Origin of the sequence: Dolomitihabitans soli (assembly GCF_022213955.1) — a bacterium.
GTDB classification, from domain to species: domain Bacteria; phylum Actinomycetota; class Actinomycetes; order Streptosporangiales; family Streptosporangiaceae; genus Streptosporangium_A; species Streptosporangium_A soli.
Genome location: NZ_JAKNTW010000005.1, coordinates 395,223 through 421,263 on the forward strand (window position 1 = coordinate 395,223; position 26,041 = coordinate 421,263).

Below are 26,041 nucleotides of genomic sequence, written 5' to 3' on the forward strand. Positions count from 1 at the left end.
ACCCTCCCCGATACGTGTATGGTACATATGAAATTAGTAGACGCGTGTTTACAGGTCAAATCTGGGAGCATGCCGAGATGCGACGGGACAGAGAGGACACCCGGCGGCGGATCCTCGACGCCGCGCGGCGGCTGTTCGCCGAACTCGGATACGAGCAGGTCACGATGCGCCTCATCGCGGCGGAGGCCGATGCGAACATCGCGCTGATCAATCGCTATTTCGGGGCCAAGCGCGAGCTGTTCGCCGAGGTGCTCGCCCAGCAGGGGCGCTTTCCCGGTGTGCTCGACGTCGACGAGGAAGGGCTGCCCCGGCGGCTGGCCGAGTACGTCGCCGACCGGCTGACCTCCGGCACCGGCAGCCCCGTGGTGGCCACGATCAGCCGCTCCGCCGCGAGCCCGGAGATCCACGAGCTGATCCGCGACCGGGTGCTGAGCGCGATTCTGGAGCCGCTGGAGGCTCGCCTCACGGGTCCCGACACGCGGCTGCGGGCCGGCATCGCCACCGCGCTGATCATGGGCACCGGCACCCTGCGCCAGCTCTTCGGCACCGACGTGGTCCGCGCGCAGGACCGCGACGCCTTGGTGGCCAGGCTCACCGCCGTCTTCGAGGCGTGCCTCACCGTGGTTGACCGGCCTTCGTCGCCGACTTAAACTCATCACATGATGAGTTAGCGGCGAGGGAGTGTGGCGCGATGCGCAGAGCACCGGCGGCGGTCGGCAGTGCGGTCTTCTTCGCGGTGGCTCCGGGCGCCGTCGCGGTCCTGATCCCGTGGTGGATCACCGGCTGGGAGTCGCGCGACTGGCCGCCCGGCGCCCTGTCCTGGGCGTCGGCGCCGCTGCGCATCCTGGGCGCGGCACTCGCCCTGGCCGGCGTCGTGGTGCTGATCCAGGCGTTCACCCGGTTCGTCGTGGAGGGGTTCGGCACGCCGGTCCCGATCGCGCCGACCGAGCACCTGGTCGTCGGCGGCGTCTACCGGTATGTCCGCAATCCGATGTACGTCGCGATCTTCGCCACGGTCGCCGGGCAGGCGCTCATCTTCGGCAGCCTCGCCCTGGTGCTCTACGGTGTCGTCATGGCCGTGCCGCCGGTCGCCTTCGTCCGGTGGTACGAGGAGCCCGTGCTCCGCCGGAGGTTCGGCGAGGAGTACGACAGGTACCGCGCCGCCGTGCCCGGCTGGTGGCCGCGCCTGCACGCCTACCGGCCCTGACCTTCGGCGGAACACCCGTACGGCAGGCCGGGCGGGGTCCGCAGGCGGCGAATCCCAAGAACCCGCGTTCTCTCGGCGAGAGTTGCCGATGCAGCCGGGCCGTCACCTGGTTAGCTTCACGCTGTGAGGGAACGCGTACTGATCGCGCTCGGCGGCAACGCGATGACGGCGGCCGACGGCAGCGCCTCGCCCGAGGACCAGCGCCGCGCGGTGGAGAAGGCGATGGCGCACGTCGAGGCCCTGCTCGCCGACGGGCACCAGGTCATCCTGACCCACGGCAACGGCCCGCAGGTGGGCAACCTGCTGCTGAAGAACCAGCTCGCCGCCGACGTCGTCCCGCCGGTGCCGCTCGACTGGTGCGGCGCCCAGACCCAGGCCACGATCGGCACCCTGATGCTCAACGCGCTGCCGGGCAGGGCGGCCGTGGTGGTCACCCGCACGCTCGTCGATCCCGCCGATCCGGCCTTCGCCGACCCCGTCAAGCCGATCGGCCGCTACTTCACCCAGCGCGAGGCCAGGCGCTTCGAACGGCTCGGCCAGACCTGGCGCGAATTCGAGCGTGGCTGGCGGCGCGTCGTGGCCTCGCCGGAACCGCGGGAGATCCTCGACGCCGCCGCCGTGTCCGCCCTGATGGACCAGGGTTTCGTGGTCGTGGCGGCCGGCGGCGGCGGAGTCCCGGTGACGCGCGCCCCCGACGGCTCGCTGCGCGGCGTGGAGGCGGTCATCGACAAGGACCTGGCCGCGGCGCTGCTGGCGCGGGCCGTACGGGCGACCGTGCTGGTGATCGCGACCGACGTGCCCTGCGCGTTCGCCGGGTACGGCACGCCGCAGGCCCGGCCCCTGCACCGCGTCGCCCCCGCCGAACTGCGCGCCCTGCACACGGCGGGCCACTTCGCCGGCGGCAGCATGGGCCCCAAGGTGGAGGCGGCGCTGCGGTTCGTGGAGTACGGCGGGGCGCGGGCGGTGATCGCCGCGCTCGACGACCTCGGCGCGGCGCTCACCGGCGCGGCGGGCACCGTGGTGACCCGGACCTGATTTGGGAAGAGTTGCCGAAGACCGGGCCTCCGACTCGCGAAGAGTGCCAGTGAATCCAGGCCGTCCGCTGGGTACCTTCGGCGGGAGAGAGTGACCGTGAACCAACGGAAGGTGCCCAGGCATGCCCGAACCGATCGAAGTGCGCAAGGTCGCCATCGAGAGCGTGACCGACGCCTCAGGGCTCGCCCAGTTGATCGACGACGGGGTGATCGAGGCAGACCGGGTGCTCGCGGTGATCGGCAAGACCGAGGGCAACGGCGGTGTGAACGACTACACCCGCATCCTGGCCGACCGTGCGTTCCGTGAGGTGCTGATGGCCAGGGGGACGCGCAGTGCCGAGGAGGTGGCGCAGGTCCCGCTCGTCTGGTCGGGCGGCACCGACGGCGTGCTCAGCCCGCACGCCACCATCTTCGCCACCACGGCCGACGCCCTGCCGAGCGACGAGCCGCGGGTCAGCGTCGGCGTGGCGATGAGCGACGTGATCCTGCCCGAGGACATCGGCCGCCCCGCCATGGTGGAGAAGGTCGCCGCGGGCGTCCGCGAGGCCATGAAGCTCGCCGGCATCGACGACCCGGCCGACGTCCACTACGTGCAGACCAAGACGCCGCTGCTGACGCTGGCCACCATCACCGACGCCAAGTCGCGCGGCCACGACGTGGTGACCGAGGACACCGGGCCGTCGATGGACATCTCCAACTCCACCACCGCGCTCGGCATCGCCGTCGCGCTCGGCGAGATCGAGATGCCCGCGGCGGACCAGATCCACCGTGACCTGTCGCTGTACTCCAGCGTCGCCTCCTGCTCCAGCGGCGTGGAACTGGACCGCGCCCAGATCGTGGTGGTCGGCAACGTGCGGGGCATCGGCGGCCGTTACCGCGTCGGGCACAGTGTGATGAAGGACGCCATCGACGCCGACGGCATCTGGGCCGCGATCCGCTCCAGCGGCATCGACCTGCCGGACCGCCCGCACCCGAGCGACCTCGGCGACCGCCTCGTCAACGTCTTCATGAAGTGCGAGGCCGACCCGTCGGGGCGGGTACGCGGCCGGCGCAACATCATGCTCGACGACTCCGACGTGCACTGGCACCGCCAGATCAAGGCCACGGTCGGCGGAGTCGCCGCGAGCGTGACCGGCGACCCCGCCGTCTTCGTCTCCGTCGCCGCCGTGCACCAGGGCCCATCGGGCGGCGCCCCCGTGGCGGCCATCGCCGACCTCGGCTGATCCTCCCGATCCCGCCTCCCCTCGGTGCCGAGGGCCGTCGAGGGGAGGCGGGAGACGGGTAAACTCGCCCAACGTGCCGAGCATTCCGCGACCCCTGGTTCCCGACGACGACGGCAGCGCCGACGCCCGCGTGGCGGCGGTGCTCCTGGAGTTCTCCCGGGGCGCGGCCGACGCCGCCGAGGTGCTGACCGTCCTGAGCACGGCTCGCCTGCTGGTGCCCGTGGTGGCCCTGCTGACCGAGTCGGAAGTGGGCGAGCACGGGATCACGCGGGAGAAGGAGAGCGAGATGGCCCTCCCCAAGCTGATCGGTGAGGACGGCAGGGAGGCAGTGCTCGCGTTCACCGGTGCCGAGCCGCTCACCCGCTGGCGCGCCGACGCCCGCCCGATCCAGGCCACCGGCCCCCAGGTCTGTCAGGCCGCCGTCTCGGAACGGGCCGCCGCCGTGGTCGTGGACGTCGCCGGACCGGTCTCGTTCGTCATCGAGGGCACCGCGCTCCAGGCCCTCGCCGCCATGGACGGCCCCGCGAGCCAGGTCGCCGCCCGCCTCGCCGGATCCGGCGTGACCGTGGCCCGTCTCGCCCCCGCCGTTCCACCCCGCCGCCGTTTCCCCTGGTCCCGCCGTTCGTGAGCTGCTGCCGCTTTCCCTGGTCCTGCCGTTCGTGAGCCGCCGCCGTCCGCGGCTGCACGCTCCGCGGCCCGGCCGCCGCCCGTGACCTCCCGGACCTCCGCGTGCGGGAGGCCGCTCGCCGTACCGGCCGTCGTCGCCGTTCCCACCCCTCGTCCCAGGGTTCAGCGCCGCTGCGGAACTTGATCGACAACGGAACGGCCAGTGCGTTGCCTCTGACCTGCGGTGACGCCCTCAGCAGACCTTCTGGACGGCTGGCCGCGGCGGTGTCGCCCTGCAGTGCCGTGCCGCCTGGGACGGACAGAGGATCCGGGGGCGACGGGAGGAATGGAGTACGCTGAACTCCAGTAGCCAAATTTAGCTACTGGAGTGCGTTGGGAGAGAGAGTATGGCTGGCGAGATGACCGTGCCCCTGCTGCCCTGCGAGTCGATCGACGAGATCGTCGAGTTCTACGAGATGCTGGGCTTCACCCGGACCTACCGCCAGGTCCGGCCTAACCCATACGTGTCGTTGAAGCGCGAGGATCTCCAGCTGGACTTCTTCGGCATCCCGGGCTTCAAGGCCGAGGACTCCTACGGAACCTGCCTGGTACTGGTGCCCGACACGGGCGAGCTGTTCGGTGCGTTCGCCGAGGGGATGCGCGCGGTCCACGGCAAGCTGCTGGTCTCCGGGATTCCCCGGATGACCCGGCCCCGGAAGCGGAAGAACGCCGGCAACCTGTCCGGGTTCACCGTGATCGACCCCGGCGGGAACTGGATCAGGATCATGGCCGCCAAAGCCGACCCCGTCGATGAGGAACCGGCCCTGAGCCGGCTCGCCACGTCCCTGCGCAGCGCCGTGGTCATGGGCGACTCCCACGGCGAACACGGTCAGGCCGCCCGGATCCTGGACAACGCGCTGCTGCGGGACCAGGCTGAAGCGACACCGGCCGACCTGCTGGAAGCCTTGGCCTACCGAGCCGAACTCGCGGCACGGTCCGACGACACCGCCGGCGTCCGCACCTTCCTTACCCGGGCCGAGCGCGTCCCCCTCACCGACGCCGAGCGGGACGCACTCACCGACACCCTCACCGGCCTCCGCGACCTCGCGGCCACCCTGCCGGCCTGACCGGCACGCGGGCCGGGCACCGGTCCGGCGGGCAACACGAAGGACAACAGCACATGTCAGTGATCCGCCTGCTGGTGCCGGCGCGGTCCGGCGGCACGGTCGCGCCCACGGCTACCGGGTCCGAGCCGACCTGGAATCCTGGGGCGCGCACGAATGGTCCACCGCCCGTTCCGTGCTTCGCGTTTGTTCGCCGTGCGTCCCGGGATCCGGGAATGCGGGGCGGGGGATCGGCGTAGGGTCGCCGTGTGGCGGTGGTTCTGGTCGTGGCGGCGGTGGTCGCCGTTTCGCTGGTGGCCGGCGGGTGGCAGCGTGGCGCGGCCTTCCGGCACGAGGCCGGTGAGGGGCAGCGGACCCACTGCCCGGGCTGTGCCGTACGGCTGGCGGGTGACGGGCCGCGGCCGGTCCTGTTGCCGCTGACCGGTCGTTGTCCCGCCTGCGCGGTGCGGATCGGGCCGCCCGCGCTGACCGTCGAGGTGGTCACCGCGGCGATTCTCGGGTTCCTGGTGATGTCCACGTCGTCGGCGGGCGAGCTGGCGGCCTTCGGGTGGGTCGCGGTGCTGGCGGTGCCGCTGGCCCTGGTCGACGTCGCGGTCCTGCGGCTGCCCGACCGGCTGACCCTGCTCGCCTATCTCGGCACGCTGGCCCTGCTCGCGGTCGCCGCCGTCGTCGAGCGCCGTCACGACGACCTGATCCGCGCGCTGCTCGGCGGGCTGGCGCTGGCGGCTTTCTACCTGGTGCTGTTCTCCGTCAACCCGGCGGGCGTCGGGCTGGGCGACGTGAAGCTCGCCGCCGCGCTGGGCACCGCGCTCGGCTGGCTCGGCTGGACCAGCGTGCTGACCGGTACCTTCGTCGCCTATCTGGCCGCGGCCCTGTACGGCGTGGCCCTGATCGCCACCAGGCGGGGCGGCCGGAAGTCGGAGATCCCGTTCGGCCCTTTTATGATCATGGGAACGCTGGGCGTGCTCCTCGCCGGTGGATGAAGCTTCTGTCTCACCTGTTGAGCGCGGTGTGCTTCGCCGTTCACCACACATGGAAGAATTGCCACCATGTTGCGCTGGTTGACCGCAGGGGAGTCACACGGCCCCGAGCTCGTCGCGATACTCGAAGGCTTGCCCGCCGGGGTGGAGGTGACCACCGCCGAGCTGGCGGAGGCGTTGCGCCGTCGCCGCCTGGGCTACGGGCGTGGCGCGCGGATGAAGTTCGAGCAGGACGTCGTGACCGTCGTCGGCGGCGTCCGCCACGGGCGCACGCTCGGCAGCCCGGTCGCCATCCGCGTGGGCAACAGCGAGTGGCCCAAGTGGGAGACCGTGATGGCCGCCGACCCGGTCGATCCCGAGGTGCTGGCGGGCCAGGCGCGCAACGCGCCGCTGTCCCGGCCGCGCCCTGGCCACGCCGACCTGTCCGGCATGCAGAAGTACGGCTTCGACGACGCCCGTCCGGTCCTCGACCGGGCCAGCGCCCGCGAGACGGCCGCCCGCGTCGCGCTGGGCCAGGTCGCGACCAACTTCCTCAAGCAGGCGCTCGGCGTCGAGATCGTCAGCCACGTGGTGGGCATCGGCACGGTCAGCGCGCCCGACGGGGTCATCCCCGGCCCGGGCGACCTCGCCGCCGTCGACGAGGACCCGGTGCGCTGCCACGACCCGGAGACCAGCGCCGCCATGGTCGAGGAGATCGAGACGGCCCGCAAGGAGGGCGACACGCTCGGCGGCGTCGTCGAGGTGATCGCCTACGGGCTGCCTCCGGGCCTCGGCAGTTACGTCCATTGGGACCGCCGCCTCGACTCGCGCCTGGCCGGTGCCCTGATGGGCATCCAGGCGATCAAGGGGGTCGCGGTCGGCGACGGCTTCGAGACGGCCAGACGCCGGGGCTCCCAGGCGCACGACGAGATCGTCGGCGAGTCCGACGGCGTCAGGCGGGTCACCAACCGGGCCGGCGGCATCGAGGGCGGCATGACCAACGGCGAGCCGCTGCGGGTCCGCGCCGCGATGAAGCCGATCTCCACCGTGCCCAAGGCGCTCGCCACGGTCGACGTGCTCACCGGCGAGCCCGCCAAGGCGATCAACCAGCGCTCCGACGTGGTGTCCGTGCCGGCCGCCGCGATCGTCGCCGAGGCGATGGTCGCGCTGGTGCTGGCCGACGCCGTGGTGGAGAAGTTCGGCGGCGACTCGGTCGAGGAGGTCGCGCGCAACCTGTCGGGCTACCTCTCGGCCATGCTCAAGCCGCCGCATCCGGGTGCGGAGGCGGGGTCATGACGTCGGCCGTGCTGATCGGGCCGCCGGGCTCGGGCAAGTCGACCGTCGGGCAGCTGCTGGCCGAACGGCTCGGCGTGCTCTTCCGCGACACCGACGCCGACGTGGAGGCGGTGGCCGGCAAGCCGGTCAGCGACGTGTTCGTCGAGGACGGCGAGGAGAGGTTCCGCGAGCTGGAGGCCGCCGCCGTGCGCGGCGCGCTCGGCGAGCACACGGGAGTCCTGTCGCTCGGCGGCGGCGCGGTGCTGGCCGAGGAGACGCAGCGCCTGCTGGCCGGGCACACCGTCGTCTACCTGGAAGTCGGCCTGACGCACGCGGTCCAGCGGGTCGGGCTGGCCTCGGCCAGGCCGCTGCTGGTGCTCAACCCCCGCAGCCAGCTCAAGAAGCTGATGGAGAGCCGCCGTCCGATCTACGAAGGGCTGGCGACCATCACGGTGGCGACCGACGACCGTGAGCCCGCCGACATCGTTGACGAGATCGCCAAGGCGCTGACCCGATGAGCGCCACCAGGATCGCCGTGAAGGGCGACCAGCCGTACGACGTGGTGATCGGCACCGGCGTGCTCGGCGAGCTGCCCTCGCTGCTCGGCGCCGACGCCCGCACCGTCGCCGTGGTGCATCCGGAGAGCCTGCCCGAGATCGCGCGGCCGGTGTGCGGCGCGATCGAGGCGTCGGGCCGCACGCCGGTGCCGCTGCCGGTGCCCGACGGTGAGCGGGCCAAGACCTCGCAGGTCGCCGCCGAGCTGTGGTCGGCCCTCGGCAGGCACGGCCTGACCAGGTCCGACGCGGTCGTCGGCGTCGGCGGCGGCGCGACCACCGACCTGGCGGGTTTCGTCGCGGCGACCTGGCTGCGCGGGATCAAGGTCGTCCAGGTGCCGACCACCCTGCTCGCCATGGTCGACGCGGCCGTCGGTGGCAAGACCGGCATCAACACCCCTGAGGGCAAGAACCTGGTGGGCTCGTTCCACCCGCCGGCCGGGGTGCTGTGCGACCTGGCGACGCTCGTCTCGGTGCCGAGGGAAGACTACATCGGCGGCCTGGCCGAGGTGATCAAGGGCGGTTTCATCGCCGACCCGACGATCCTGCAGCTGATCGAGGCCGACCCCGAAGGCGCCGGGCGGCCCGACGGCGCGCACACCCGTGAGCTGATCGAGCGCAAGATCCAGGTCAAGGCCGACGTGGTTGGCGCCGACCTGAACGAGTCGGGGCTCCGCGAGATCCTCAACTACGGCCACACGCTGGCCCACGCGATCGAGCGCGTCGAAGACTATCGGATCCGGCACGGCGAGGCCGTGGCCATCGGCATGGTCTACGCCGCCGAGCTGTCCCGGCTCAGCGGCAGGGCCGACCTGGTCGCGCGCACCCGGGCGGTGCTGACCTCCGTCGGCCTGCCCACGGCCTACCGCGCGGACGCGTGGCCGGAGCTGCGCGACCACATGCGCCTGGACAAGAAGAACCGCGGTGCCAAGCAGCGTTTCGTGGTGCTCGACGGCCTGGCCGAGGTCGGCCGCCTGGAGGACCCGCCGGAGGAACTGCTGGCCGCGGCCTACCACGAGGTGGCGCGATCATCATGACACTCGTCTACGTCCTCAACGGGCCCAACCTGTCCCGGCTCGGCACCCGTGAGCCCGACGTCTACGGCGCGGAGACCTACGCCGACCTCGTCACCCTGTGCGAGGAGACCGGGCGGAGCCTCGGCCTGAAGGTCGAGGTGCGGCAGACCGACAGCGAGGCCGAGCTGATCGGCTGGCTGCACGAGGCCGCGGACGGCCGCGTCCCCGTGGTGCTCAACCCCGCCGCCTTCACCCACTACTCCTACGCCGTGCGCGACGCGGTCGCGATGCGCACCGCGCCGCTGGTCGAGGTGCACATCTCCAACCCGGCGGCCCGCGAGGAGTTCCGCCACACGTCCGTCGTCTCGGCGGTCGCCAGCGGCACGGTCACGGGCTTCGGCCTGCGGTCCTACGTGCTGGGGCTGCACGCCGTCGCCACGGGGTGAGGCCGTTGCGCTCCTTCGTCGCCCTCGGGGACAGCTTCACCGAGGGGCTGAACGATCCGGGTGCGGACGGCAGGTTCCGGGGCTGGGCCGACCGGGTCGCCGAGCGGCTGGCCGAACTCGACCCCGGGTTCCGCTACGCCAACCTCGCCGTCCGGGGACGGCTGCTCGACCAGGTCATCGAGCAGCAGGTGCCCAGGGCCGTCGAGATGAGTCCCGACCTGGTCAGCTTCTGCGCGGGCGGCAACGATCTGCTCCGCCCCGGCTGCGACCCCGACCGGATGGCCAAGAGGTTCGCGCACGCCGTACGAGAGTTGCGGGCGACGGGGGCGGAGGTGCTGGTCTTCACCGGCGTCGACCCGCGCGACACGCCGCTCATGCGCCAGGTCCGGGGCCGCTTCGCGGTCTTCTACCTGCACGTGCGCTCCATCGCCGACCTGTACGGCTGCCGCGTCGTCGACCAGTGGTCGATGCAGGGGCTGCGCGACTGGCGTGCCTGGAGCGAGGACCGGCTGCACATGAACGAGGACGGCCACCGGCTGGTCGCGGCCCGGGTCCTGGACGTGCTCGGCGTTCCCTGCGAGGACTCCTGGCACAAGGTGTGGCCGGCCCGCGAGTCGGCCGACCCCCGGATCAGGCGCCGCGAGGACACCCAGTGGCTCCGCCGCCACCTGCTGCCCTGGATCGGCCGGCGGCTCCAGGGCACCTCCTCCGGCGACGCCGTGGATCCCAAGCGCCCCGACCTGACACCTTACGACTGACCCGGCTTGGTTCTGGAGAAAGTACGGCACGCCAGGCCGGCGCTACTCGCCGTCGTTGGTGGCGGCCTGCCGGTCCATGGCACTCGGGCGGCGGGGGCCGGTCGCCGTAACCCGTTGAAGGCAGGAGTGGATCCTTCGGTTCGGATCCGGTGCCGGTTCGGCTCCGTGTTCGCCCCGATCTCCTGCTGGTCGGCCCCGTGTCGGGTCGGCCCTGTCGGGTCGGCCTCATGCGGGGTCGCCCCTTGCCGGTTCGCGCGTCGCCGTGGTTCTGCGGCGTGCGCGTGCGGCGTTACGACTGGGACAGGCGTTTGAGGGCGGAACGGACCTGGTCGGGGTCGCTGGTGGTCCAGAACGGCGGGATCGAGGCGCGCAGGAACGAGCCGTAGCGCGCGGTGCTCAGACGCGGGTCGAGGATGGCCACGACCCCCTTGTCGGACTGGGTGCGCAGCAGCCGGCCCGCGCCCTGGGCGAGGAGGAGCGCGGCGTGGGTGGCCGCCACGGACATGAAGCCGTTGCCGCCCTTGGCCGCGACGTGTCGCTGCCTCGCCGAGGTGAGCGGATCGTCGGGACGGGGGAACGGGATCCTGTCGATGATCACCAGGCGGAGCGCGGGACCGGGCACGTCGACCCCCTGCCACAGGGACAGCGTGCCGAACAGACAGGTCGGCTCGTCCTCGGCGAACTGCTTGACGAGCAGCATCGTGGAGTCGTCGCCCTGGCACAGCAGCGGCACGCTCAGCCGTTCGCGCAGCGCCTCCGTGGCGGCCTTGGCGGCGCGCATCGAGGAGAACAGGCCGAGCGTGCGCCCGCCCGCCGCCTCGATCAGCTCGGCGATCTCGTCGACGTAGGCGGCCTGGAGGCCGTCACGGCCCGGCTGGGGGAGGTGCTTGGCGATGTAGAGGATGCCGCTGCGCGGATGGTCGAACGGCGAGCCGACGTCGAGCCCGCTCCAGCCGGGGTCCTTGCCCTCGTTCTCGGCGGCGGGCCCGGACAGGCCCCACTGCCGGGCGAGACCGTCGAAGGAGCCGCCGAGGGCGAGCGTGGCGGAGGTGAGGATCACGGTGCGGTCGCCGAAGAGCTTCTCGCGCAGCATCCCGGCGACGGACAGCGGGGCGACCCGCAGCGCGGCGGGCCGCCGGTCGCCGCCCTCGTCGAGCCAGACCACCTCGGCCCGGTCGACCTCGCCCGCGTGGCCGTACGCGTCGAGCATGCGCTGGGCGGTGTCGTGCACCTCGTCGAGGAGGGTGAACGCGCCCTTGCGCAGGCCCGCCTCCTCGGGGTCGCCCTTGTCACGCCCGCCGCGCGGGCCCAGCGCGGTGATGCATCCGAAGGCGGCGTCGCGGATCAGCGCCAGCGTCATCCCGAGCACCTCGGGCAGTTCGTCGATCCGGCCGGGCGGGGCGGCGGCCAGCAGCGCCTTGAGGTCCTCGCCCGCCTGCTGGAGGCGGTCGGCCGTCGACTGCTCGATGAGCCTGCCGACCCGGCGCACCGCGATGCCGACGATGGTCTCCGACAACTCGTCGGTGACCACCGAGGTGACCCGGTCGGCCAGCTCGTGCGCCTCGTCGACGACGACCACCTTGTGCTCGGGCAGGACCTCGAAGTCCTCCATGGCGTCGATGGCCAGCAGCGCGTGGTTGGTGACCACCACGTCGACCTGCCCGGCGCGTTCGCGGGCCAGCTCGGCGAAGCACTCGGTGCCGCTCGGGCACTTCTGCGCGCCCAGGCACTCCCTGGCGCTGACGGAGTACTGCCGCCAGGCCTGCTCGCTGACGCCGGGGACCAGCTCGTCTCGATCGCCCGTCTCGGTCTTCTCCGCCCATTCCTGGATGCGCTGGACCATCCGCCCGGTGGCGCTCACCTCGCGCGGGTCGAAGAGCTCGTCCTGGTCGTCTTCGGGCCAGCCGGCGGTCATCTTGTAGCGGCACAGGTAGTTGCGGCGGCCTTTGAGGATCGCGAAGTCGGGCTCGCCGGGCAACTCGGGCGCCAGGGCCACGGCGAGCCGGGGCAGGTCGCGGTCGACGAGCTGACGCTGCAGGGCGATGGTGGCGGTGGAGATGACCACGGGGCGGCCCGAGGAGATCGCGTGCCGGATCGACGGGACCAGGTAGGCCAGCGACTTCCCGGTGCCGGTGCCCGCCTGGACGGCGACGTGCTCGTCGGCCTCGATGGCGTGCTGCACCGCCTGCGCCATCTTCACCTGCCCGGGGCGCTCGCTTCCGCCGAGCGCCTGCACGGCGTGTCTGAGCAGCTCTTCGACGGACGGCAGTGCTGTTTCAGCGGTCTCGGAAGTCTCGTCGGGCACGGCAGTCAACGCTACCCGCTCTCGGGGGCGCTCGCGTCCTGTCAGGGGGTGACGAGGCAGATGCATCCGGGTATTCCCGAACACGGACATGATGCAGCGTGGCAGACTGTCTGGAGCCCTTGAGGCTCTCCCGGACGATCGATAATGATCTTCGTTCTGTGTCAAATGGGGCCAGAGAAACGGACGAAAGGGACGGTTCGGTAGGGTTCTGCGAGGTCGAGTGGACGAATAAAGGCTGGTTAAAGCACTATGTCTGCCATGTCGGAAGTTGTCCCGTTGCCGTCGTTCGGTGAGGTGTTCTTCGATTCGCGGGGCCAGGAGCGGGTGCTCCGGGTCACGTGGCATGAGGGGACCCTTGTGCTGAGCCTCTGGCGAGGCGAGATGTGCACAGCCAGTTTCCGCATGCCCCTTGAGGACGTCGGGCGCCTGCTCGACACCCTCGACGACGGGTATGCCGAGGCCGGCGGTGACGAGCTCGTCGAGTCCGGCCAGCACGCCATGCAGCCCCCCGCCGCCGGGGAGCCGCCTGAGGAGCACCACGGCGACTATCCCCAGACGGGGCACTACGCGCGCCCGGGCGAGGCCGAGTACGGCCTGCTCCCCGCGCAGGGTGAGGGCGACTACGGACAGTACGGCACGCCCGCCGAGAGCGAGTACGGCCAGTACGCCACCTCCGAGGCCGCCGAGTACGGCCAGTACGGCACCCCGGCCGAGGGCGACTACCAGGCCGGCCAGTACGGCACGTCGGCCGAGGGCGACTACCAGTACGGCACGTCCGCCGAGGGCGACTACTACACCGAGCCCGAGCAGGGGCTGCCGGACGAGCGTCCCGCTCCCGCCCGCGGGCAGAACGACGTGCTCGTCGCCCGCGGCGCCCCCGCCGCCGACAAGCTCGTCGCCGGCTACGGGACCGGCGCCGGCGTCGAGTCCGTGCCCCGCGAGAACCTCATCGTGAACGACTCCCTCCAGTACGGCCAGCCGTCCGCCGGCGGATACCCGTCCGACCAGTACGCCACGCTGCCGCCGTCCCAGGGCGGAGGCCCGGCCACCGATCCCTACGGGTTCGCCGCCAGCGAGGTGGCGGAGCACAATCCGGCCTACTCCGTGCCGTCCCAGCCCGGCGGCGACCCCTACGGCTCGCCTGATCACTACGGCGGCACCCAGCCGGATGCCTTCTCCCAGCCGGATGCCTTCTCCCAGCCGGACGCTTTCTCCCAGCCGGATGCCTTCTCCCAGCCCGATGCCTTCTCCCAGCCGGATGCTTTCTCCCAGCCGGACGCTTTCTCCCAGCCGGACGCGCTCGATCCGCCCGAGCAGGGCGAGACGTACGGGAGGCAGGTTCCCCACCCCGATCCCTACGGCACCCCCGGGTACGGCGAGGAGCAGGGGGGAGCCTACGGATCGGTGGACCCGTCCGACCCGCTCGGCCTCGGCCAGCAGCAGCCTCCTCCGGGCGCCACGGACGACTACTACCCGCGCGACCCGCACCTGCCCCGCCCCTACGTCAACGACTCGCTGTACGCCACCGGTGAACGCCTGCGCCCCGAGCAGGGCCACGACGACAGGGACGAACGCCGCGGCGACTGGTGACCCCCTCCCAGGTCCGTGAGTTCCGACCGGTGAACGGAACCCCTGAAACCGAAGGTCCCCGTCGAGGGCCGGGGACGTGACGGCGTCCGGTCACCCTTGTCCGAGCGGTCGTCGGTGGTGCGCGGGGTTGAAACCGAAGGGGCCACGTCGAGGGTCGGGGCGTGACGGTGCTTGGCCGCCGCGCCCGAGTGGCGTGGGTTCGCGGGGCGGTGTGCCGGCGGTGGGTGGTGCCGGCCTGGCTTGCCGTACGAGGGGCGGAGGGGGTGTCGGGCGGGGATCGGCGGGGGATCGTACGCTGATCCTCTGAGGGGGGATGGCGTGGACGCTGCTATGGCGGTTCAGTTGCTGGCGCTTCCGGTGGGGGCGGTGGCGTTGGCGGCGGTGGCCAGGAGCAGGGGGTGGCCCGCTCCGCTGGTGCTGGTGGCGGCCGGGTTGCTGGTGTCGTTCCTGCCGGGGGTGCCGGAGTACAGGCTCGACCCGGAGATCGTGCTGCTGGTCTTCCTGCCGCCGTTGCTGTACTCGGCGGCGTTGGACAGCTCGTTCCTGAGGTTGCGTGACTTCAAGCGGGCGGTGGGGTTGCTGTCGGTCGGGCTGGTGCTGTTCAGCACGGCGGTGATCGGCCTGGTGGTGCACCTGATGATCCCGGAGCTGCCGCTGGCGGCGGCGTTCGCGCTGGGGGCGATCGTGGCGCCGCCGGACGCGGTGGCGGCGGTGGCCGTGGCGCGGCGGCTGGGGCTGCCCAGGCGGGTGATCACGATCCTGGTGGGGGAGAGCCTGTTCAACGACGCGACGGCGCTCACGGCGTACCGGGTGGCGATCGCGGCGGCGGTGGGGCAGGGGATCAGCTGGCTGGGGGCGACGGGCCAGTTCCTCTACGCGGCGGCGGGCGGAGTGGTGATCGGGCTCGGGCTGGCCTGGGCGCTGAGCTGGATCCTGCAGCGGCTGCGCGACCCGCTGGTCGAGAACACGTTGCTGCTGATCATCCCGTTCGGCTCCTACCTGGCGGCGGAGATCGTGCACGCCTCGGGTGTGATCTCGGTGGTGATCGTCGGCCTCTACATCGGCCATCGGATGCACACGGTGGGGTTCGGCACCCGGTTGCTGTCGGACGCCGTCTGGCGGGTGATGGACTTCCTGCTGGAGGCGATCGTGTTCGCGCTGATCGGCCTGCAGCTCCACTCGATCGTGGAGGCGGGGCTGCGCGAGCAGGATCCGTGGCGGCTCGCGGGCTACGCGGCGGCGGTGTTCGTCACGGCGGTGCTGGCGAGGGCCGTCTGGGTCGTCCCGACCGCCCTGCTGCCGCGGCTGTTCTCGCGCAAGATCCGCGAGCGGGAGCCGGCGCCGACGTGGCAACTGATCACGGTGGTGTCGTGGGCGGGGATGCGGGGCGTGGTGTCGCTGGCGGCGGCGTTCACGATCCCGCAGGACTTCCCCGGCCGCGACCTGATGCTGTTCCTCACCTTCGCGGTGGTGATCGGCACCCTGCTGGTCCAGGGGCTGTCGTTCCCCGCGCTGATCAGGTGGCTGAAGGTGTCCAGCGAACGGGAGATCTACGCCGACAACCTGTCCGAGGCGGCGGCGCAGCAGGCGGCGTCCTCCGCCGCGCTGGCCCGCCTGGACGAGCTCGCCGCGGAGCTGAGCGAGACGCACGACGCGGTGGTCACCCAGCTCAGGGTGAAGGAGGAGCGCCGGTCGCTGAACGCCTGGGAGCGGCTCGGCGGCGGCACCGGGCAGGAGGGCGAGGAGACCCCGGGCACGGTCTACCGCCGTCTGCGCCGCGAGATGCTCGTCGCCGAACGGCAGGTCTTCGTACGGCTCCGCAACGAGCGCCGGATCGACGACGAGGTGCTCCGCCGGGTGACCCAGGAACTCGACTTCGAAGAGGCGATCATGGAGCGGTCCTAGCCTCCCCGCCGAGTGCGTGACCCGGCCGTCACCCCATCACCTGGTCGACGAAGCACCACTTCCATTCCTCGCCCGGCTCGAACGAGCGGATGACCGGATGACCGGTCCCCTCGAAGTGCGCGCTGGCGTGCCGGTACGGCGAGGAGTCGCAGCAGCCGATGTGCCCGCACCCGAGGCACCTGCGCAGGTGGACCCATCGGGTGCCCTGTGCCAGGCACTCCTCGCAGCCGTCAGGCGTGCGCGCGGCAGGGTCCGCCGCTTCCGCGATGTGCTCACAACCAGCCATGAGTCCCCCTCGGCGCGTCTACTTCTCTCGATCCTAGTTCCGGGGGCCGAGTTCCGATCCGGCCACCTCTCCATCGACCGCGACGACGCGTCGGCCCCCGCGTCCCGCAGGACCGCTGATCGCGATCACGGCGGAAGAGGGCCGTCTTGGGTAGGCTCTCAGGCATGCGACTCCTCCCCCGTACATTGGTTTCCTTCTCGGCCGCCGCCATCCTGATGACCGGGTGCAGCGAGGTCCAGGAGGTCACGGGCGCCGTCGACAAGGCCCAGGCATGCCTGGAGGCAACCAAGATCGTAGGCGAGATGACCAGTAAGGTCGCCAGCCTGCGCGACAACCCCGAGCAGTTGGAGAAGGCGCTCAACGACAGCGCCGCCAAACTTGAGGACACCGCGGCGAAGGCCGGCGACACCACCCTGACGGAGGCGCTCAACGGTCTCGCGGGCGTCTACCAGAGCATCGACATCACCGACGTCAACAGTGCGGTCGACGCCGCGCAGAAGGCCACCACGGAGACGGCCAAATACCTGTCGGACATCACCGCGGCCTGCGCCTGACCGGCTGTGCGACCATTCGTGATCCTCGCCGCCGTCGTCATGCTCGCGGGCTGCGGCGAGGTTCAGGAGCTCAGCGGCGCGGTGGTCCGCGTGCAGGCGTGCGAGGACGCGATCAAGCTAGCCTCGGAGACGACGGGTACGGCGCAGCGCCTCGGCGGCGACCCCGGCAAGCTCGGCGAGGCACTCGACACCGCCGCTGACGATCTCGATGACGCCGCGGCACGGGCCGGTGACGCCACCCTGAAGGACGCGGTCGAGGGACTGGCCGACTACTACCGTGACCTCGAAGTCGACGGCGAGGCGGCCAGGAAGGTCGCCTCGAACACCGCGAAGTACCTCCAAGTGATCACCGCGGCCTGTGCCGCCCAGTAAGGACGTATCCCAGGTTCTCTAGGGGAAATGGTGCCGAATTAGCCTTTAGGGCATGAAAGCCGAAGGAAAGGAGCCGGACCCCCGGTTCACGCTGGCCAACGAGCGCACCTATCTGACCTGGCTGAGTACCTCGCTCGCGCTCAGCGCCGGCGGGGTGGCGATGGCGGCGGTCCGGGCCGATTTCTTCGTGCCGTGGGTGCGCACGGCCATGGCGGTCATCCTGGTCGTGCTCGCCGCGCTGGCGGCCGGCATGGCCTACCCGCGCTGGCGGCGGGTGCAGCGGGCGCTGAGGCGCGAGGCCCCGCTGCCGCCGCCCGCGCTGGCCTCCCTCTTCGGGTACGGCGTGGCGGTGGTGGCGGTGCTCGCCCTCATCCTGATCCTGGTCGCCATCTAGTGTCACCGGAGCCGTGGGACTCCGGCGCGCAGAGCGAACGCACCCGCCTGGCCTGGGTCCGCACGGCGACGACGCTGGCCGCGGGCGGGCTCGTCGCAGGTGGGGTCGCCGCCCGCGGCGGCCTGCCGCCGGTCGCCGTCAGCGCCTTCCTGCTGGCCGCGTTCTTCGGCGGCGTGCTGCTCGCCCGCACGGGCGTGCGCTATTCGAAGGTCCAGCGGGCGCTGCACGAGGGGCGCCCGCTCGACGAGCAGGCCGACGCCGTGCTCGCCTGGCTCGGCACCCTCGCCGTGGCGGCCGGAGCCGTGACCTTCGTCCTCGCCCGCTAGATGACCGAGCGCCACGCGCGTGGCGCGTCCCCTCGCGTGATGGCGAACTCGCGAACCGGTCACCTGGCGACCGCGTCCCCCACTGGGCGGGACCTCCATGCGCCCGCCGGGTGGGTCGTGCGTTCGGCTATTCGCCGGCGCCCAGCGTGACGGTGGCGGCGACCTCCTCGGCGCGGTCGGCCTCCTCCGCGGCGAAGCGCTCCTGGTCGAGCTTTTCGGCGAGGTCCTCGTCCTGCTTCATCAGCGCGTCGAGGTTCTGCCCGGCCATGTCCAGCACGCCCATGTCGGCGTACGCCTGCTGCAGCCGCTCGCTCCACAGCCCGATGTCCTTCACGCAGGGGACGATCCGGCTGAACAGCAGCGAGCGGAACGTCCGGATGTACTGCGACTCCTCGACGGCCCGCATCGCCTCCTTGACCTCCTGCGGGGACGAGCACAGGTTCTCCCACTGCTCCAGGCCGCGCAGCCGGTCGCGCATGAGGTAGCAGCCCTCGATGACGAAGTCCTCGCGCTCGCGCCGTTCCGCCTCGGTGAGCTGCTTGTAGTAGTCGCGCAGCGCCATCCGGCCGAAGGCGACGTGCCTGGCCTCGTCCTGCATGACGTAGGCGAGGATCTGCCTGGGCAGCGGTTTGGTGGTGATGTCGCGGAGCACCCCGAAGGCCGCCAGCGCCAGCCCTTCGATGAGCACCTGCATGCCGAGGTACGGCATGTCCCAGCGGGAGTCGCTCAGCGTGCTGTCCAGCAGTGACTTCAGATAGGGGTTGATCGGATAGGCGATGCCGACCTTCTCCTGCAGGAACCGGGCGTAGGTCTCGGCGTGCCTGGCCTCGTCCATGGTCTGGGTCGCGGCGTAGAACTTGGAGTCGAGGTCGGGCACCGACTCGACGATCCTGGCCGAGCAGATCATCGCCCCCTGCTCGCCGTGCAGGAACTGGGAGAACTGCCAGGAGGCGCCGTGCCTGCGCACCTCCTTGCGCTGCTTGTCGTCCATCCGGTGCCACAGCGGCGTGTCATAGATCGCGATGGACTGGTCGGGGATGCCAAGGACGTCGTAAGGATCGACCTCAAGATCCCAGTCGATGCGCTTGGTCGAATCCCACTGTTTGTCCTTGCCCTTCTGGTAGAGGGCGAGCATCCGGTCCCTGCCGTCGTCGTACTCCCAGGTGAATCGGCTGGCTCCGGCCATCCCCACATCCCAGGTGGAGAGTTCGGCCGGGATCGTGTACAGGTCATGAGTCGTCATGCGAGGGGCCTCCAAACGACGTACACCGTACGTACCCTAATGAGCGTTGCATATACGGTGTATGGCAGTCAATGGGCGAGAATGGCATGATGAGCACGGAACCGCTGTCTCGCGGACGCATCGTCACCGCCGCAGTCGATCTCATCGAACGTGAAGGGGCTGACGCGGTGTCGATGCGGCGCATCGCGGCCGAGCTGAACGTGGGCGTGATGTCCCTCTACAACCATGTGCCGAACAAGGCGGCGCTGCTCGACGCGGTGGCGGAGGCGGTGCTGTCGGAGATCGAGTTCACCGACGACCCCGACGCGGACTGGACCGAACGGGTCCGGATGCAGGCCCGCGCCTTCCGCCAGATCGCCCATCACTATCCGCGCTGCACGATGGTGGTCGTCAGCCGTCAGCTCCAGTCGCCGGCCGGACTGTTGCCCGTGGAACGGGCGCTGGCCACGCTGCGCGACGCCGGCTTCGACGGGCAGGACGCCGTGCGCATCCTGCGCACCTTCATCGCCTACATCGTGGGCTCGCTGCTCCGCGAGGTCGGGGTGACGCCCACGTTCGCGCCCGTGCCGCGCGTCGGCGTCCAGGTGGAGAACGTCGATCCCGCCCTGTTCCCCGAGGTGGGCCGGTTGGCGCCGATCCTGGGGTCCTGCGACGAGGAGCCCGACTTCGAGTTCGGCATCGACCTGCTCATCCAGGCGATCGCCCTGCTGCCGCGCCCCGAAGGAAGAGGCGGCGCCCGGAGCTGAGGCCCGCCCCGGGCGCCGCGCGGGAGCGCGCCCTTCCCCTGGGCGCTCCCTGATGACTCGCGGGATCAGTACCAGTTGTGCGACTGGAAGTGACCCCACGCACCGCACGGCGAGCCGTAGCGGACCTTGATGTAGTCGAGACCCCAGCGGATCTGGGTGACCGGGTTCGATCGCCAGTCGTAGCCGGCGCCGGCCATCTTCCCCCCGGGCAGGGCCTGCGGGATCCCGTAGGCCCCCGAAGAGCTGTTCGTGGCCCGGTGGTTCCAGTTGCTCTCCCTGGTCCACAGGCTGTCCAGGCAGCGGAACTGCCGGACCTTCCACGCCCGCCGCACCACGAAGCGGAACGCGATCGCCCGGTTCCTGGTCACGGGTCTCCTGATCGCCCGACGCGGCTCGGCGGTCGTCGTCCAGGTCGCCTCGTGCACGATCATCGGCGCGGCGGCGTTCCCTCCCCTCGTGGTACCGGTGGACGCGGTCTGCTCGGTGCCGGGGTCCTCCGTCCCTTCGGCCGCCGGTGTTCCGGCGGTCATGGGCGGCGGGCCGCCGAGGTCCCCGTCGGCCATGGTCGCACCGGCGGTCACGGCCTGTCGGGCGTCGGGGTATCCGACTCCCTCGGTCGTCGCCGGGCCGGTGTTCGTGTTCCGCGGACCGTCAGGGTCGCTCTCGGCCGTCGCCGTACCAGCGGTCACGGTCTGTCGAGTGTCGGGGCCCTCACCCCCCGGCATCGGCTCGGCGTGCGCCGCCGTCGCCGTACCGACGGTCAGGGCGGCGGCTATCACGGTGGCGCGCAGAGCGCGGTAGCTGTCCAAATCGCTCCTTGTCGTCAGGTCGCGTGCGAGTGGCGCATAAGCACTGCCGTGCCCGTGCGCGCTGCCGCGCCACGCCCGTGGCTCGGACGTGGCGGGCCCGCGTGGCCGATCCGGCCGGACATCCCCGAGGAGATGCTCCGGACGGCGCCGCGACGGTTCCCTATACGCGGATTGAAGTACGCCGACCCGCTCGCGGCGGGTATCCCGCGACACGCACAGGGAGGAACTTTGCACGGCTACCGCGATCTTCATGCGTTCCCGCTGCGGTCCGTTTGATCAGGAGCCCGCGGGGAGACCGGGGGATGGGCCCCGGTTGCCGGTTCCTTTCAGTACCAGCCGCGCGATCGGAAGTGCGCCCACGCGCCACAGGGCGTGTCGTACCGCTGCGCTATGTACTTCAGGCCCCATTTGATCTGGGTTCGGGGGTTGGTGCGCCAGTCCTTGCCGGCGCCGGACATCTTGCGGCCGGGCATGGCCTGGGGGATCCCGTAGGCCCCCGAGTAGCCGTTGTGCGCCCGGTGGTTCCACCCGCTCTCGCGGTGCCACAACCGGCTGAGACACCGGAACTGGGCGGCCTTCCAGCCCTTCTTGGCGGCCAGCGGCCGGGCGATCCGCTTGTTCTCGGTCGACCTCTTGACGGTCTTCTTCGCCTGCTCGGTGGCGCCTGACTCGGCGGCCGTGGTGACGGAGCCGTCCGCATGGGCGACCGCGGCGCCGGCGGTGCTCGCGCCGGCCGCGATGACCGCGGCGGCCACGAGCGAAGCGCCGGTACGGCGTGGCGTCGGCATGCATGTTCCCTTCATCGGGGTCGGAGGACGGCCGTCACCCTGCCGTATCGCCGATTTTCAGGCGAATTGACCGCTATGTGTGAAGATCGGAGTCAAAGATCCTTTTAATGTCGATCATGTGCTTATAGTGCTACAAGTGATGTTTGATGTGTTTTGCGGCACACTTTCGGCGACCGGGGCCTGTTGATCGGCCTACCGGGTCGTTGAGTAGCCTCGGGGGATGAGTCCTCGCGAGATTCCCGTCCGCACGCTGGCGGACGTTCCCACCACGCTTGCCGAACTGGCCGGCGACAAGTCCGTGCTGGTCGTCAACGTGGCCTCCCGCTGCGGCCTCACGCCGCAGTACACCGGCCTGGTCCGGCTCCAGCAGGAGTACGGCGAGCGCGGCTTCACCGTCGTCGGCGTGCCGTGCAACCAGTTCATGGGGCAGGAGCCGGGCAGCGCGGAGGAGATCCAGGAGTTCTGCGCCACGACCTACGGCGTCGACTTCCCGCTGCTGGAGAAGACCGAGGTGAACGGCGACGACAGGCATCCGTTGTACACGGAGCTGACCGGCACGCCCGACGCCGACGGCGAAGCCGGCGACATCCAGTGGAACTTCGAGAAGTTCCTGCTGGACCGTGACGGCACGGTGCTCGCCCGGTTCCGGCCGGGGACCGTCCCGGACGACCCCGCCGTCATCCAGGCCATCGAGAAGACGCTGGGCGCCTAACGGCGCGGGCCGCAGCTTCCCCTGATGATCAATTCGGTGGGGAGGCTGACTCCGCGCGCCCTGCGGCCCGCCGAGCGCAGCACCAGCTCGGCGGCGCGGTAGCCGATGTCCTGCGCGGGCGGCGCGATCACGGTCAGCGGGGGAGCGCAGAGCTCGGCCCACGGCACGTCGTCGAACATGATCAGAGACAGGTCGCGGGGCACCCGCAGATCCAGTTCCCGGGCGGCCAGCACCGCGGCCTCGCCCAGTTGGTTGCCGCCCGCGACCAGTGCCGTCAGGTCGGGGCGGTGCTGGAACAACCCCGAGGCGGCGGCATAGGCCGAGTCTCTCGTCGCCCTGCCGAAGACGACCAGCTCCTCGTCGACGGTCACGCCGAGCGCGCCCAGCGTGTCGCGGAAGGCCGCCGCGCGCTGTCCCTGGCCGTGGCCGCCGAGATAGGCGATGCGGCGGTGCCCGAGCCCGACGAGATACTCCACCGCGGTGCGCACGCCGCCCCGCTCGTCGGCGAGCACCGCCGGGATGTCGTCGCGGCCCGTCGCCCGCCGGTCGGCGAAGACGACGGTCAGCCCGGCCCGGACCGCCGGCCCCCACGGTTCGTGGTCGCCCGAGGGCACCGCGACCACGCGCTCGACGCCCTGTTCGAGGAGCATGCCGATCAGCTCGGACTCGCTCTCCGCGTCGTCGCCCGTCACCCCCATGATCACCGGCTCGCCGGCCGCCCTCGCGCAGGCCAGCACGCCGTCGGCCACCCTGCCGTAGAAGGAGTCGGTGACGTCGGGCACGAGCAGGCCGATCCCGCCGGTCCGCCGCTGGCGCAGGTTGCGCCCGAGCGCGCTCGGGCGGTAGTCGAGCTGCGCCGCCACGGCGAGCACCCGCTCCCTGGTCTGCGGGCTCGCGGAACCGCCCGACAGCACCCGCGAGACCGTGGCGACGCCGACCCCGGCGGCCTCCGCCACGTCCTTGATGGTTGTCCGCGCCCTCATGGAAACGATTCCATCATTATTTCCGCGCGAATGCGAGCGCGATTGCGTAACGGTGAAGGTCGTGACCTACGGGGTCTTGACACCGATGTCCGTTTCGGGTGAGATGCATGAAAACGTATCCACATCCGCGGGGAAACCCGTGGACGAGCGGGCGTTACCACCCGCAAGCACGAAGGACTGTCATGGCATCCATCGTTCTGAGCAATGTCGACAAGATTTACGCCGGTGGCGTGAAGGCCGTTAACGACCTGAACCTTGAGATCAAGGACGGGGAGTTCATGGTGCTGGTCGGCCCGTCGGGTTGCGGTAAGTCGACCGCCCTGCGGATGATCGCCGGTCTGGAGGACATCAGCGGCGGTGAGATCGCCATCGGCGAGAAGGTGGTCAACCACCTGCCGCCGAAGGACCGTGACATCGCGATGGTCTTCCAGAACTACGCGCTGTACCCCCACATGACGGTCGAGGAGAACCTGGCCTTCGGCCTGAAGCTCCGCAAGATGCCCAAGCCCGAGATTCAGAAGCGGGTCAACGAGGCCGCCAAGATGCTCGGCCTCGACCAGTACCTCAAGCGCAAGCCGGCCGCGCTCTCCGGTGGTCAGCGCCAGCGTGTCGCGATGGGCCGCGCGATCGTGCGTGAGCCGCAGGCGTTCCTCATGGACGAGCCGCTGTCCAACCTCGACGCCAAGCTCCGCGTGTCGATGCGCGCCTCGCTGAACACCCTGCACGAGCGCCTCGGCGTCACCACCGTCTACGTCACCCACGACCAGGTCGAGGCCATGACCCTGGGCGACCGCGTCTGCGTGCTCCGCGACGGTCTGCTCCAGCAGGTCGACACCCCGCAGAACCTGTTCGACAAGCCGGTCAACCTGTTCGTCGCCGGCTTCATGGGTTCCCCCTCGATGAACTTCGTGACCGCCGACCTGGTCCGCACCGACGGCGGCGGCGCCGCCGTCACCTTCGCCGACATCAGCCTGCCGGTGCCCGAATCGACCTTCACCGAGAAGGCCGGCCTCGACGCCTACATCGGCAAGCAGCTCATCCTCGGCATCCGCCCGTCCGACTTCGAGGACGCGGCCGCGGCCAACGGCCACAGCGGCACCACGGGCTGGGCCCGCATCCCGGCTCGCGCGGAGGTCACCGAGGAGCTGGGCAGCGAGATCAACGTGCTGTTCCTGATCGACGCCCCGCCGGTCGAGCACAAGGACACCGTGGCCGCCAAGGACGCCGACGAGGACGAGGAGACCATCCCGCTGGCCGGCGACAAGTCCCTGTGGACCTCCCGCGTCAACGCCCGCAGCCACGTGCGCCCCGGTCAGAACATCGAGCTGATCGTGGACACGCACAACCTGCACTTCTTCGACTCCGTTTCGGGCCTGGCCATCGGCCACCCGGCCAACGCCGGTCGTTAAGCCGGGCCGTACGAACCGAGAGGCCCTCGCCGTGACCCCCTCCTACGGCGAGGGCCTCTCGCCGTCCTGATCCGGACGGCGGCAGCGGTCCGCGGATGTCCGGAACCGCCCGGCGACCCGGCTGCGGACCGGCTGCGGACCGGGCAGCCGCGCGGGCGGGTATCGCGGGCGGTGAGCCGGAGCGCGGTTCAGCGGCGGGCCGGGCGGCGTGTGCTGCCCCGAGGGCCGGCGGGGCCCACGTGGCCGGTGAGCCGGATCCTCAGGGCCACGGCCGTCGCGACCAGCCACGCCAGGCCACACGCGCCGATCGCCGTCGTCGGCGCGACCGCGCCCGCGGCCACCGCGAGGCCGAGCATGCAGGTCACCGCGGCCGAACCGGCCTGCAGGCAGGCCGCCGTCTGCCTGCCGATGCCGAGCGCCCGCATCCGGTGCGAGAGGTGGTCGCTCGCGCTGCGGAACAACGGCCGCCGGTCCAGCAGGCGTGCGAGGAGCACCACCGAGGCGTTCACGGAGCCGAGCAACGTCACCGCCAGCACCCCGGCGAGCATGCCCGCCAGGGACCCGGCGGCGACCTCGGAGAAGATGAGCACCGCCGAGCACGAGATCGCGAACCCGATGAACAGCGCGCCGGAGTCGCCCATGAACATCCGGGCGGGCGGCCAGTTGTGCGCCAGGAAGCCCAGGCAGCCACCGGCCAGCGCGGCGAGCAGGATGCCCGGCGCGGGCAGGCCGCCGGCCAGCGCGGTCAGCGAGAGCAGGAGCGCCGTCGTCACCGCGACCGCGCCCAGCGCGCCGTCCATGTCGTCGAGCAGTTCGGTGGCGCAGGTGGTCACCACGATCCAGCAGGCCGTCAGCGGGATGTCGGCCCAGCCTCCGGTCAGCGGGACGGTGACGCCGCTGAGCGCCACCCCGCACGCGGCCAGGCCCACGACGGCCGGCCGGGTCCCCATGCGCAGCGGCCGCATGTCGCCGAGCAGGCCCAGTACGGCCAGCAGCAGGGCGCCGGCCAGGATCGCGGCCAGCCGGATGTCTCCCGCGGCCCACGGCACGGCCATCAGCGTGCCCGCCGCGATCGCGAGCCCGCCCAGGAAGGGGATGGAGCGGCGCTGCGGCCGGTGCGCGGCGGGCCGGTCCGTCAGCCCCCAGCGCCGCGCCTCGACCCGGAGCGGGCTGCCCGTCGCCGCGCTGATGCCACAGGCCGCCATGCCCACCGCCGCCGCCACGATCATGTTCATGGCGCGGCCGCGATCCTGGTACGCGTTCCACCGGTCGACGGATGGCTGATTCGTGTTATGTCACACTTCTGCTGGCGCACGCGGACATCCTGCCTTTCCTCGATCAGACGTCCGGATGCGCTCCTTGTTACAGCTAGAAGGGCACTCTCCGCCGGGGCAACACGCGGCGGAGAGTCATCCTT

28 protein-coding genes and 1 pseudogene are annotated in these 26,041 nt (G+C 71.2%); 22 read left to right on the forward strand and 7 right to left on the reverse strand.

Going from position 1 to position 26,041, the window contains the following annotated elements:
• Nucleotides 1–77: 77 nt before the first annotated feature.
• From MBA17_RS12665 to MBA17_RS12725, 13 genes and pseudogenes are all read left to right on the forward strand, one after another.
• The gene (locus MBA17_RS12665; RefSeq protein WP_238496598.1) at nucleotides 78–650 is read left to right on the forward strand and encodes a TetR/AcrR family transcriptional regulator; all 573 of its coding nucleotides are present in this window, start codon (nucleotides 78–80) and stop codon (nucleotides 648–650) included.
• A 41-nt stretch (nucleotides 651–691) separates the two neighbouring features.
• Nucleotides 692–1,207, forward strand: coding sequence for a methyltransferase family protein (locus MBA17_RS12670; protein WP_238496599.1), 516 nt, complete (start codon nucleotides 692–694; stop codon nucleotides 1,205–1,207).
• A 123-nt stretch (nucleotides 1,208–1,330) separates the two neighbouring features.
• A complete protein-coding gene (locus MBA17_RS12675; protein WP_238496600.1) occupies nucleotides 1,331–2,242 on the forward strand; it encodes a carbamate kinase in 912 nt (303 codons plus the stop codon).
• A gap of 121 nt (nucleotides 2,243–2,363) precedes the next feature.
• On the forward strand, nucleotides 2,364–3,464 hold the full coding sequence (bar, locus tag MBA17_RS12680) for a barbiturase (protein WP_238496601.1): 1,101 nt from the start codon (nucleotides 2,364–2,366) through the stop codon (nucleotides 3,462–3,464).
• Between the two features lie 73 nt (nucleotides 3,465–3,537).
• Nucleotides 3,538–4,092: an SseB family protein gene (locus tag MBA17_RS12685; RefSeq protein ID WP_238496602.1), complete on the forward strand. Its 555-nt coding sequence runs from the start codon at nucleotides 3,538–3,540 to the stop codon at nucleotides 4,090–4,092.
• A gap of 385 nt (nucleotides 4,093–4,477) precedes the next feature.
• On the forward strand, nucleotides 4,478–5,197 hold the full coding sequence (locus tag MBA17_RS12690) for a VOC family protein (protein ID WP_238496603.1): 720 nt from the start codon (nucleotides 4,478–4,480) through the stop codon (nucleotides 5,195–5,197).
• Nucleotides 5,198–5,250: 53 nt separating this feature from the next.
• Nucleotides 5,251–5,366: pseudogene (locus MBA17_RS12695) on the forward strand (PadR family transcriptional regulator); the annotation flags it as partial.
• 76 nt (nucleotides 5,367–5,442) lie between these two features.
• Nucleotides 5,443–6,177: a prepilin peptidase gene (locus tag MBA17_RS50385; protein WP_238496604.1), complete on the forward strand. Its 735-nt coding sequence runs from the start codon at nucleotides 5,443–5,445 to the stop codon at nucleotides 6,175–6,177.
• Between the two features lie 66 nt (nucleotides 6,178–6,243).
• On the forward strand, nucleotides 6,244–7,449 hold the full coding sequence (gene aroC / locus MBA17_RS12705; protein WP_238496605.1) for a chorismate synthase: 1,206 nt from the start codon (nucleotides 6,244–6,246) through the stop codon (nucleotides 7,447–7,449).
• Nucleotides 7,446–7,946 carry a shikimate kinase gene (locus MBA17_RS12710; protein ID WP_238496606.1) on the forward strand — a complete coding sequence of 167 codons (501 nt, stop codon included), beginning with the start codon at nucleotides 7,446–7,448 and terminating at the stop codon, nucleotides 7,944–7,946. The genes aroC and MBA17_RS12710 overlap by 4 nt, the downstream gene beginning before the upstream one ends.
• Nucleotides 7,943–9,019 carry a 3-dehydroquinate synthase gene (gene aroB, locus MBA17_RS12715; protein ID WP_238496607.1) on the forward strand — a complete coding sequence of 359 codons (1,077 nt, stop codon included), beginning with the start codon at nucleotides 7,943–7,945 and terminating at the stop codon, nucleotides 9,017–9,019. Before MBA17_RS12710 ends, aroB begins: the two co-directional genes overlap by 4 nt.
• Complete coding sequence (gene aroQ, locus MBA17_RS12720; protein WP_238496608.1) at nucleotides 9,016–9,444, forward strand: type II 3-dehydroquinate dehydratase; 429 nt, start codon at nucleotides 9,016–9,018, stop codon at nucleotides 9,442–9,444. Before aroB ends, aroQ begins: the two co-directional genes overlap by 4 nt.
• Complete coding sequence (locus MBA17_RS12725) at nucleotides 9,441–10,202, forward strand: SGNH/GDSL hydrolase family protein (protein ID WP_238496609.1); 762 nt, start codon at nucleotides 9,441–9,443, stop codon at nucleotides 10,200–10,202. The genes aroQ and MBA17_RS12725 overlap by 4 nt, the downstream gene beginning before the upstream one ends.
• A gap of 289 nt (nucleotides 10,203–10,491) precedes the next feature.
• Here the strand turns inward: MBA17_RS12725 and MBA17_RS12730 are convergent, their stop codons facing one another.
• On the reverse strand, nucleotides 10,492–12,573 hold the full coding sequence (locus MBA17_RS12730; RefSeq protein WP_455432749.1) for an ATP-dependent DNA helicase: 2,082 nt from the start codon (nucleotides 12,571–12,573) through the stop codon (nucleotides 10,492–10,494).
• A 192-nt stretch (nucleotides 12,574–12,765) separates the two neighbouring features.
• Here MBA17_RS12730 and MBA17_RS12735 point away from each other — a divergent pair, with 192 nt between their 5' ends.
• Nucleotides 12,766–14,097: a hypothetical protein gene (locus MBA17_RS12735; RefSeq protein WP_238496611.1), complete on the forward strand. Its 1,332-nt coding sequence runs from the start codon at nucleotides 12,766–12,768 to the stop codon at nucleotides 14,095–14,097.
• A 330-nt stretch (nucleotides 14,098–14,427) separates the two neighbouring features.
• Complete coding sequence (locus tag MBA17_RS12740; RefSeq protein WP_238496612.1) at nucleotides 14,428–16,002, forward strand: Na+/H+ antiporter; 1,575 nt, start codon at nucleotides 14,428–14,430, stop codon at nucleotides 16,000–16,002.
• 28 nt (nucleotides 16,003–16,030) lie between these two features.
• On the opposite strand, the gene MBA17_RS12745 is transcribed toward MBA17_RS12740, so the two are convergent.
• Nucleotides 16,031–16,288, reverse strand: coding sequence for a ubiquitin carboxyl-terminal hydrolase 14 (locus MBA17_RS12745; protein WP_238496613.1), 258 nt, complete (start codon nucleotides 16,286–16,288; stop codon nucleotides 16,031–16,033).
• Nucleotides 16,289–16,452: 164 nt separating this feature from the next.
• On the opposite strand from MBA17_RS12745, the gene MBA17_RS12750 reads away from it, so the two are divergent.
• The 4 genes from MBA17_RS12750 to MBA17_RS12765 are packed head-to-tail and all read left to right on the forward strand — an operon-like array spanning nucleotide 16,453 to nucleotide 17,934.
• Nucleotides 16,453–16,842: a hypothetical protein gene (locus MBA17_RS12750; RefSeq protein ID WP_238496614.1), complete on the forward strand. Its 390-nt coding sequence runs from the start codon at nucleotides 16,453–16,455 to the stop codon at nucleotides 16,840–16,842.
• Nucleotides 16,843–16,848: 6 nt separating this feature from the next.
• Nucleotides 16,849–17,214: a hypothetical protein gene (locus MBA17_RS12755; protein WP_238496615.1), complete on the forward strand. Its 366-nt coding sequence runs from the start codon at nucleotides 16,849–16,851 to the stop codon at nucleotides 17,212–17,214.
• A gap of 52 nt (nucleotides 17,215–17,266) precedes the next feature.
• A complete protein-coding gene (locus MBA17_RS12760; protein ID WP_238496616.1) occupies nucleotides 17,267–17,608 on the forward strand; it encodes a YidH family protein in 342 nt (113 codons plus the stop codon).
• A complete protein-coding gene (locus MBA17_RS12765; protein ID WP_238496617.1) occupies nucleotides 17,608–17,934 on the forward strand; it encodes a YidH family protein in 327 nt (108 codons plus the stop codon). Before MBA17_RS12760 ends, MBA17_RS12765 begins: the two co-directional genes overlap by 1 nt.
• Nucleotides 17,935–18,061: 127 nt before the next feature.
• On the opposite strand, the gene MBA17_RS12770 is transcribed toward MBA17_RS12765, so the two are convergent.
• Nucleotides 18,062–19,177 carry a ferritin-like domain-containing protein gene (locus MBA17_RS12770; RefSeq protein WP_238496618.1) on the reverse strand — a complete coding sequence of 372 codons (1,116 nt, stop codon included), beginning with the start codon at nucleotides 19,175–19,177 and terminating at the stop codon, nucleotides 18,062–18,064.
• Nucleotides 19,178–19,266: 89 nt separating this feature from the next.
• Between MBA17_RS12770 and MBA17_RS12775 the strand changes: the two genes are divergently transcribed.
• On the forward strand, nucleotides 19,267–19,923 hold the full coding sequence (locus MBA17_RS12775) for a TetR/AcrR family transcriptional regulator (protein ID WP_238496619.1): 657 nt from the start codon (nucleotides 19,267–19,269) through the stop codon (nucleotides 19,921–19,923).
• A 65-nt stretch (nucleotides 19,924–19,988) separates the two neighbouring features.
• Here the strand turns inward: MBA17_RS12775 and MBA17_RS12780 are convergent, their stop codons facing one another.
• Nucleotides 19,989–20,732, reverse strand: coding sequence for an aggregation-promoting factor C-terminal-like domain-containing protein (locus MBA17_RS12780; protein ID WP_238496620.1), 744 nt, complete (start codon nucleotides 20,730–20,732; stop codon nucleotides 19,989–19,991).
• Between the two features lie 326 nt (nucleotides 20,733–21,058).
• The gene (locus tag MBA17_RS12785; protein ID WP_238496621.1) at nucleotides 21,059–21,520 is read right to left on the reverse strand and encodes an aggregation-promoting factor C-terminal-like domain-containing protein; all 462 of its coding nucleotides are present in this window, start codon (nucleotides 21,518–21,520) and stop codon (nucleotides 21,059–21,061) included.
• A 220-nt stretch (nucleotides 21,521–21,740) separates the two neighbouring features.
• On the opposite strand from MBA17_RS12785, the gene MBA17_RS12790 reads away from it, so the two are divergent.
• On the forward strand, nucleotides 21,741–22,232 hold the full coding sequence (locus MBA17_RS12790) for a glutathione peroxidase (protein ID WP_238496622.1): 492 nt from the start codon (nucleotides 21,741–21,743) through the stop codon (nucleotides 22,230–22,232).
• Here the strand turns inward: MBA17_RS12790 and MBA17_RS12795 are convergent.
• Nucleotides 22,229–23,215, reverse strand: coding sequence for a LacI family DNA-binding transcriptional regulator (locus MBA17_RS12795; RefSeq protein ID WP_238496623.1), 987 nt, complete (start codon nucleotides 23,213–23,215; stop codon nucleotides 22,229–22,231). The genes MBA17_RS12790 and MBA17_RS12795 overlap by 4 nt on opposite strands.
• 182 nt (nucleotides 23,216–23,397) lie before the next feature.
• Between MBA17_RS12795 and MBA17_RS12800 the strand changes: the two genes are divergently transcribed.
• Nucleotides 23,398–24,624 carry an ABC transporter ATP-binding protein gene (locus tag MBA17_RS12800; protein ID WP_238496624.1) on the forward strand — a complete coding sequence of 409 codons (1,227 nt, stop codon included), beginning with the start codon at nucleotides 23,398–23,400 and terminating at the stop codon, nucleotides 24,622–24,624.
• Nucleotides 24,625–24,812: 188 nt separating this feature from the next.
• Here MBA17_RS12800 and MBA17_RS12805 read toward each other — a convergent pair whose 3' ends face one another.
• Nucleotides 24,813–25,859 carry a glycosyltransferase family 4 protein gene (locus MBA17_RS12805; protein ID WP_238496625.1) on the reverse strand — a complete coding sequence of 349 codons (1,047 nt, stop codon included), beginning with the start codon at nucleotides 25,857–25,859 and terminating at the stop codon, nucleotides 24,813–24,815.
• Nucleotides 25,860–26,041: the final 182 nt, after the last annotated feature.

Excerpts from the sequence above, each read along its gene's own strand:
- MBA17_RS12665 (WP_238496598.1), top strand. The coding sequence starts at position 78 with ATGCGACGGGACAGAGAGGACACCCGGCGGCGGATCCTCGACGCCGCG.
- MBA17_RS12670 (WP_238496599.1), top strand. The coding sequence starts at position 692 with ATGCGCAGAGCACCGGCGGCGGTCGGCAGTGCGGTCTTCTTCGCGGTG.
- bar (WP_238496601.1), top strand. The coding sequence starts at position 2,364 with ATGCCCGAACCGATCGAAGTGCGCAAGGTCGCCATCGAGAGCGTGACC.
- MBA17_RS12690 (WP_238496603.1), top strand. The coding sequence starts at position 4,478 with ATGGCTGGCGAGATGACCGTGCCCCTGCTGCCCTGCGAGTCGATCGAC.
- aroC (WP_238496605.1), top strand. The coding sequence starts at position 6,244 with ATGTTGCGCTGGTTGACCGCAGGGGAGTCACACGGCCCCGAGCTCGTC.
- MBA17_RS12710 (WP_238496606.1), top strand. The coding sequence starts at position 7,446 with ATGACGTCGGCCGTGCTGATCGGGCCGCCGGGCTCGGGCAAGTCGACC.
- aroB (WP_238496607.1), top strand. The coding sequence starts at position 7,943 with ATGAGCGCCACCAGGATCGCCGTGAAGGGCGACCAGCCGTACGACGTG.
- aroQ (WP_238496608.1), top strand. The coding sequence starts at position 9,016 with ATGACACTCGTCTACGTCCTCAACGGGCCCAACCTGTCCCGGCTCGGC.
- MBA17_RS12730 (WP_455432749.1), bottom strand. The coding sequence starts at position 12,573 with ATGCATCTGCCTCGTCACCCCCTGACAGGACGCGAGCGCCCCCGAGAG.
- MBA17_RS12735 (WP_238496611.1), top strand. The coding sequence starts at position 12,766 with ATGTCGGAAGTTGTCCCGTTGCCGTCGTTCGGTGAGGTGTTCTTCGAT.
- MBA17_RS12740 (WP_238496612.1), top strand. The coding sequence starts at position 14,428 with ATGGCGGTTCAGTTGCTGGCGCTTCCGGTGGGGGCGGTGGCGTTGGCG.
- MBA17_RS12745 (WP_238496613.1), bottom strand. The coding sequence starts at position 16,288 with ATGGCTGGTTGTGAGCACATCGCGGAAGCGGCGGACCCTGCCGCGCGC.
- MBA17_RS12750 (WP_238496614.1), top strand. The coding sequence starts at position 16,453 with ATGCGACTCCTCCCCCGTACATTGGTTTCCTTCTCGGCCGCCGCCATC.
- MBA17_RS12760 (WP_238496616.1), top strand. The coding sequence starts at position 17,267 with ATGAAAGCCGAAGGAAAGGAGCCGGACCCCCGGTTCACGCTGGCCAAC.
- MBA17_RS12770 (WP_238496618.1), bottom strand. The coding sequence starts at position 19,177 with ATGACGACTCATGACCTGTACACGATCCCGGCCGAACTCTCCACCTGG.
- MBA17_RS12775 (WP_238496619.1), top strand. The coding sequence starts at position 19,267 with ATGAGCACGGAACCGCTGTCTCGCGGACGCATCGTCACCGCCGCAGTC.
- MBA17_RS12785 (WP_238496621.1), bottom strand. The coding sequence starts at position 21,520 with ATGCCGACGCCACGCCGTACCGGCGCTTCGCTCGTGGCCGCCGCGGTC.
- MBA17_RS12790 (WP_238496622.1), top strand. The coding sequence starts at position 21,741 with ATGAGTCCTCGCGAGATTCCCGTCCGCACGCTGGCGGACGTTCCCACC.
- MBA17_RS12795 (WP_238496623.1), bottom strand. The coding sequence starts at position 23,215 with ATGAGGGCGCGGACAACCATCAAGGACGTGGCGGAGGCCGCCGGGGTC.
- MBA17_RS12800 (WP_238496624.1), top strand. The coding sequence starts at position 23,398 with ATGGCATCCATCGTTCTGAGCAATGTCGACAAGATTTACGCCGGTGGC.
- MBA17_RS12805 (WP_238496625.1), bottom strand. The coding sequence starts at position 25,859 with ATGAACATGATCGTGGCGGCGGCGGTGGGCATGGCGGCCTGTGGCATC.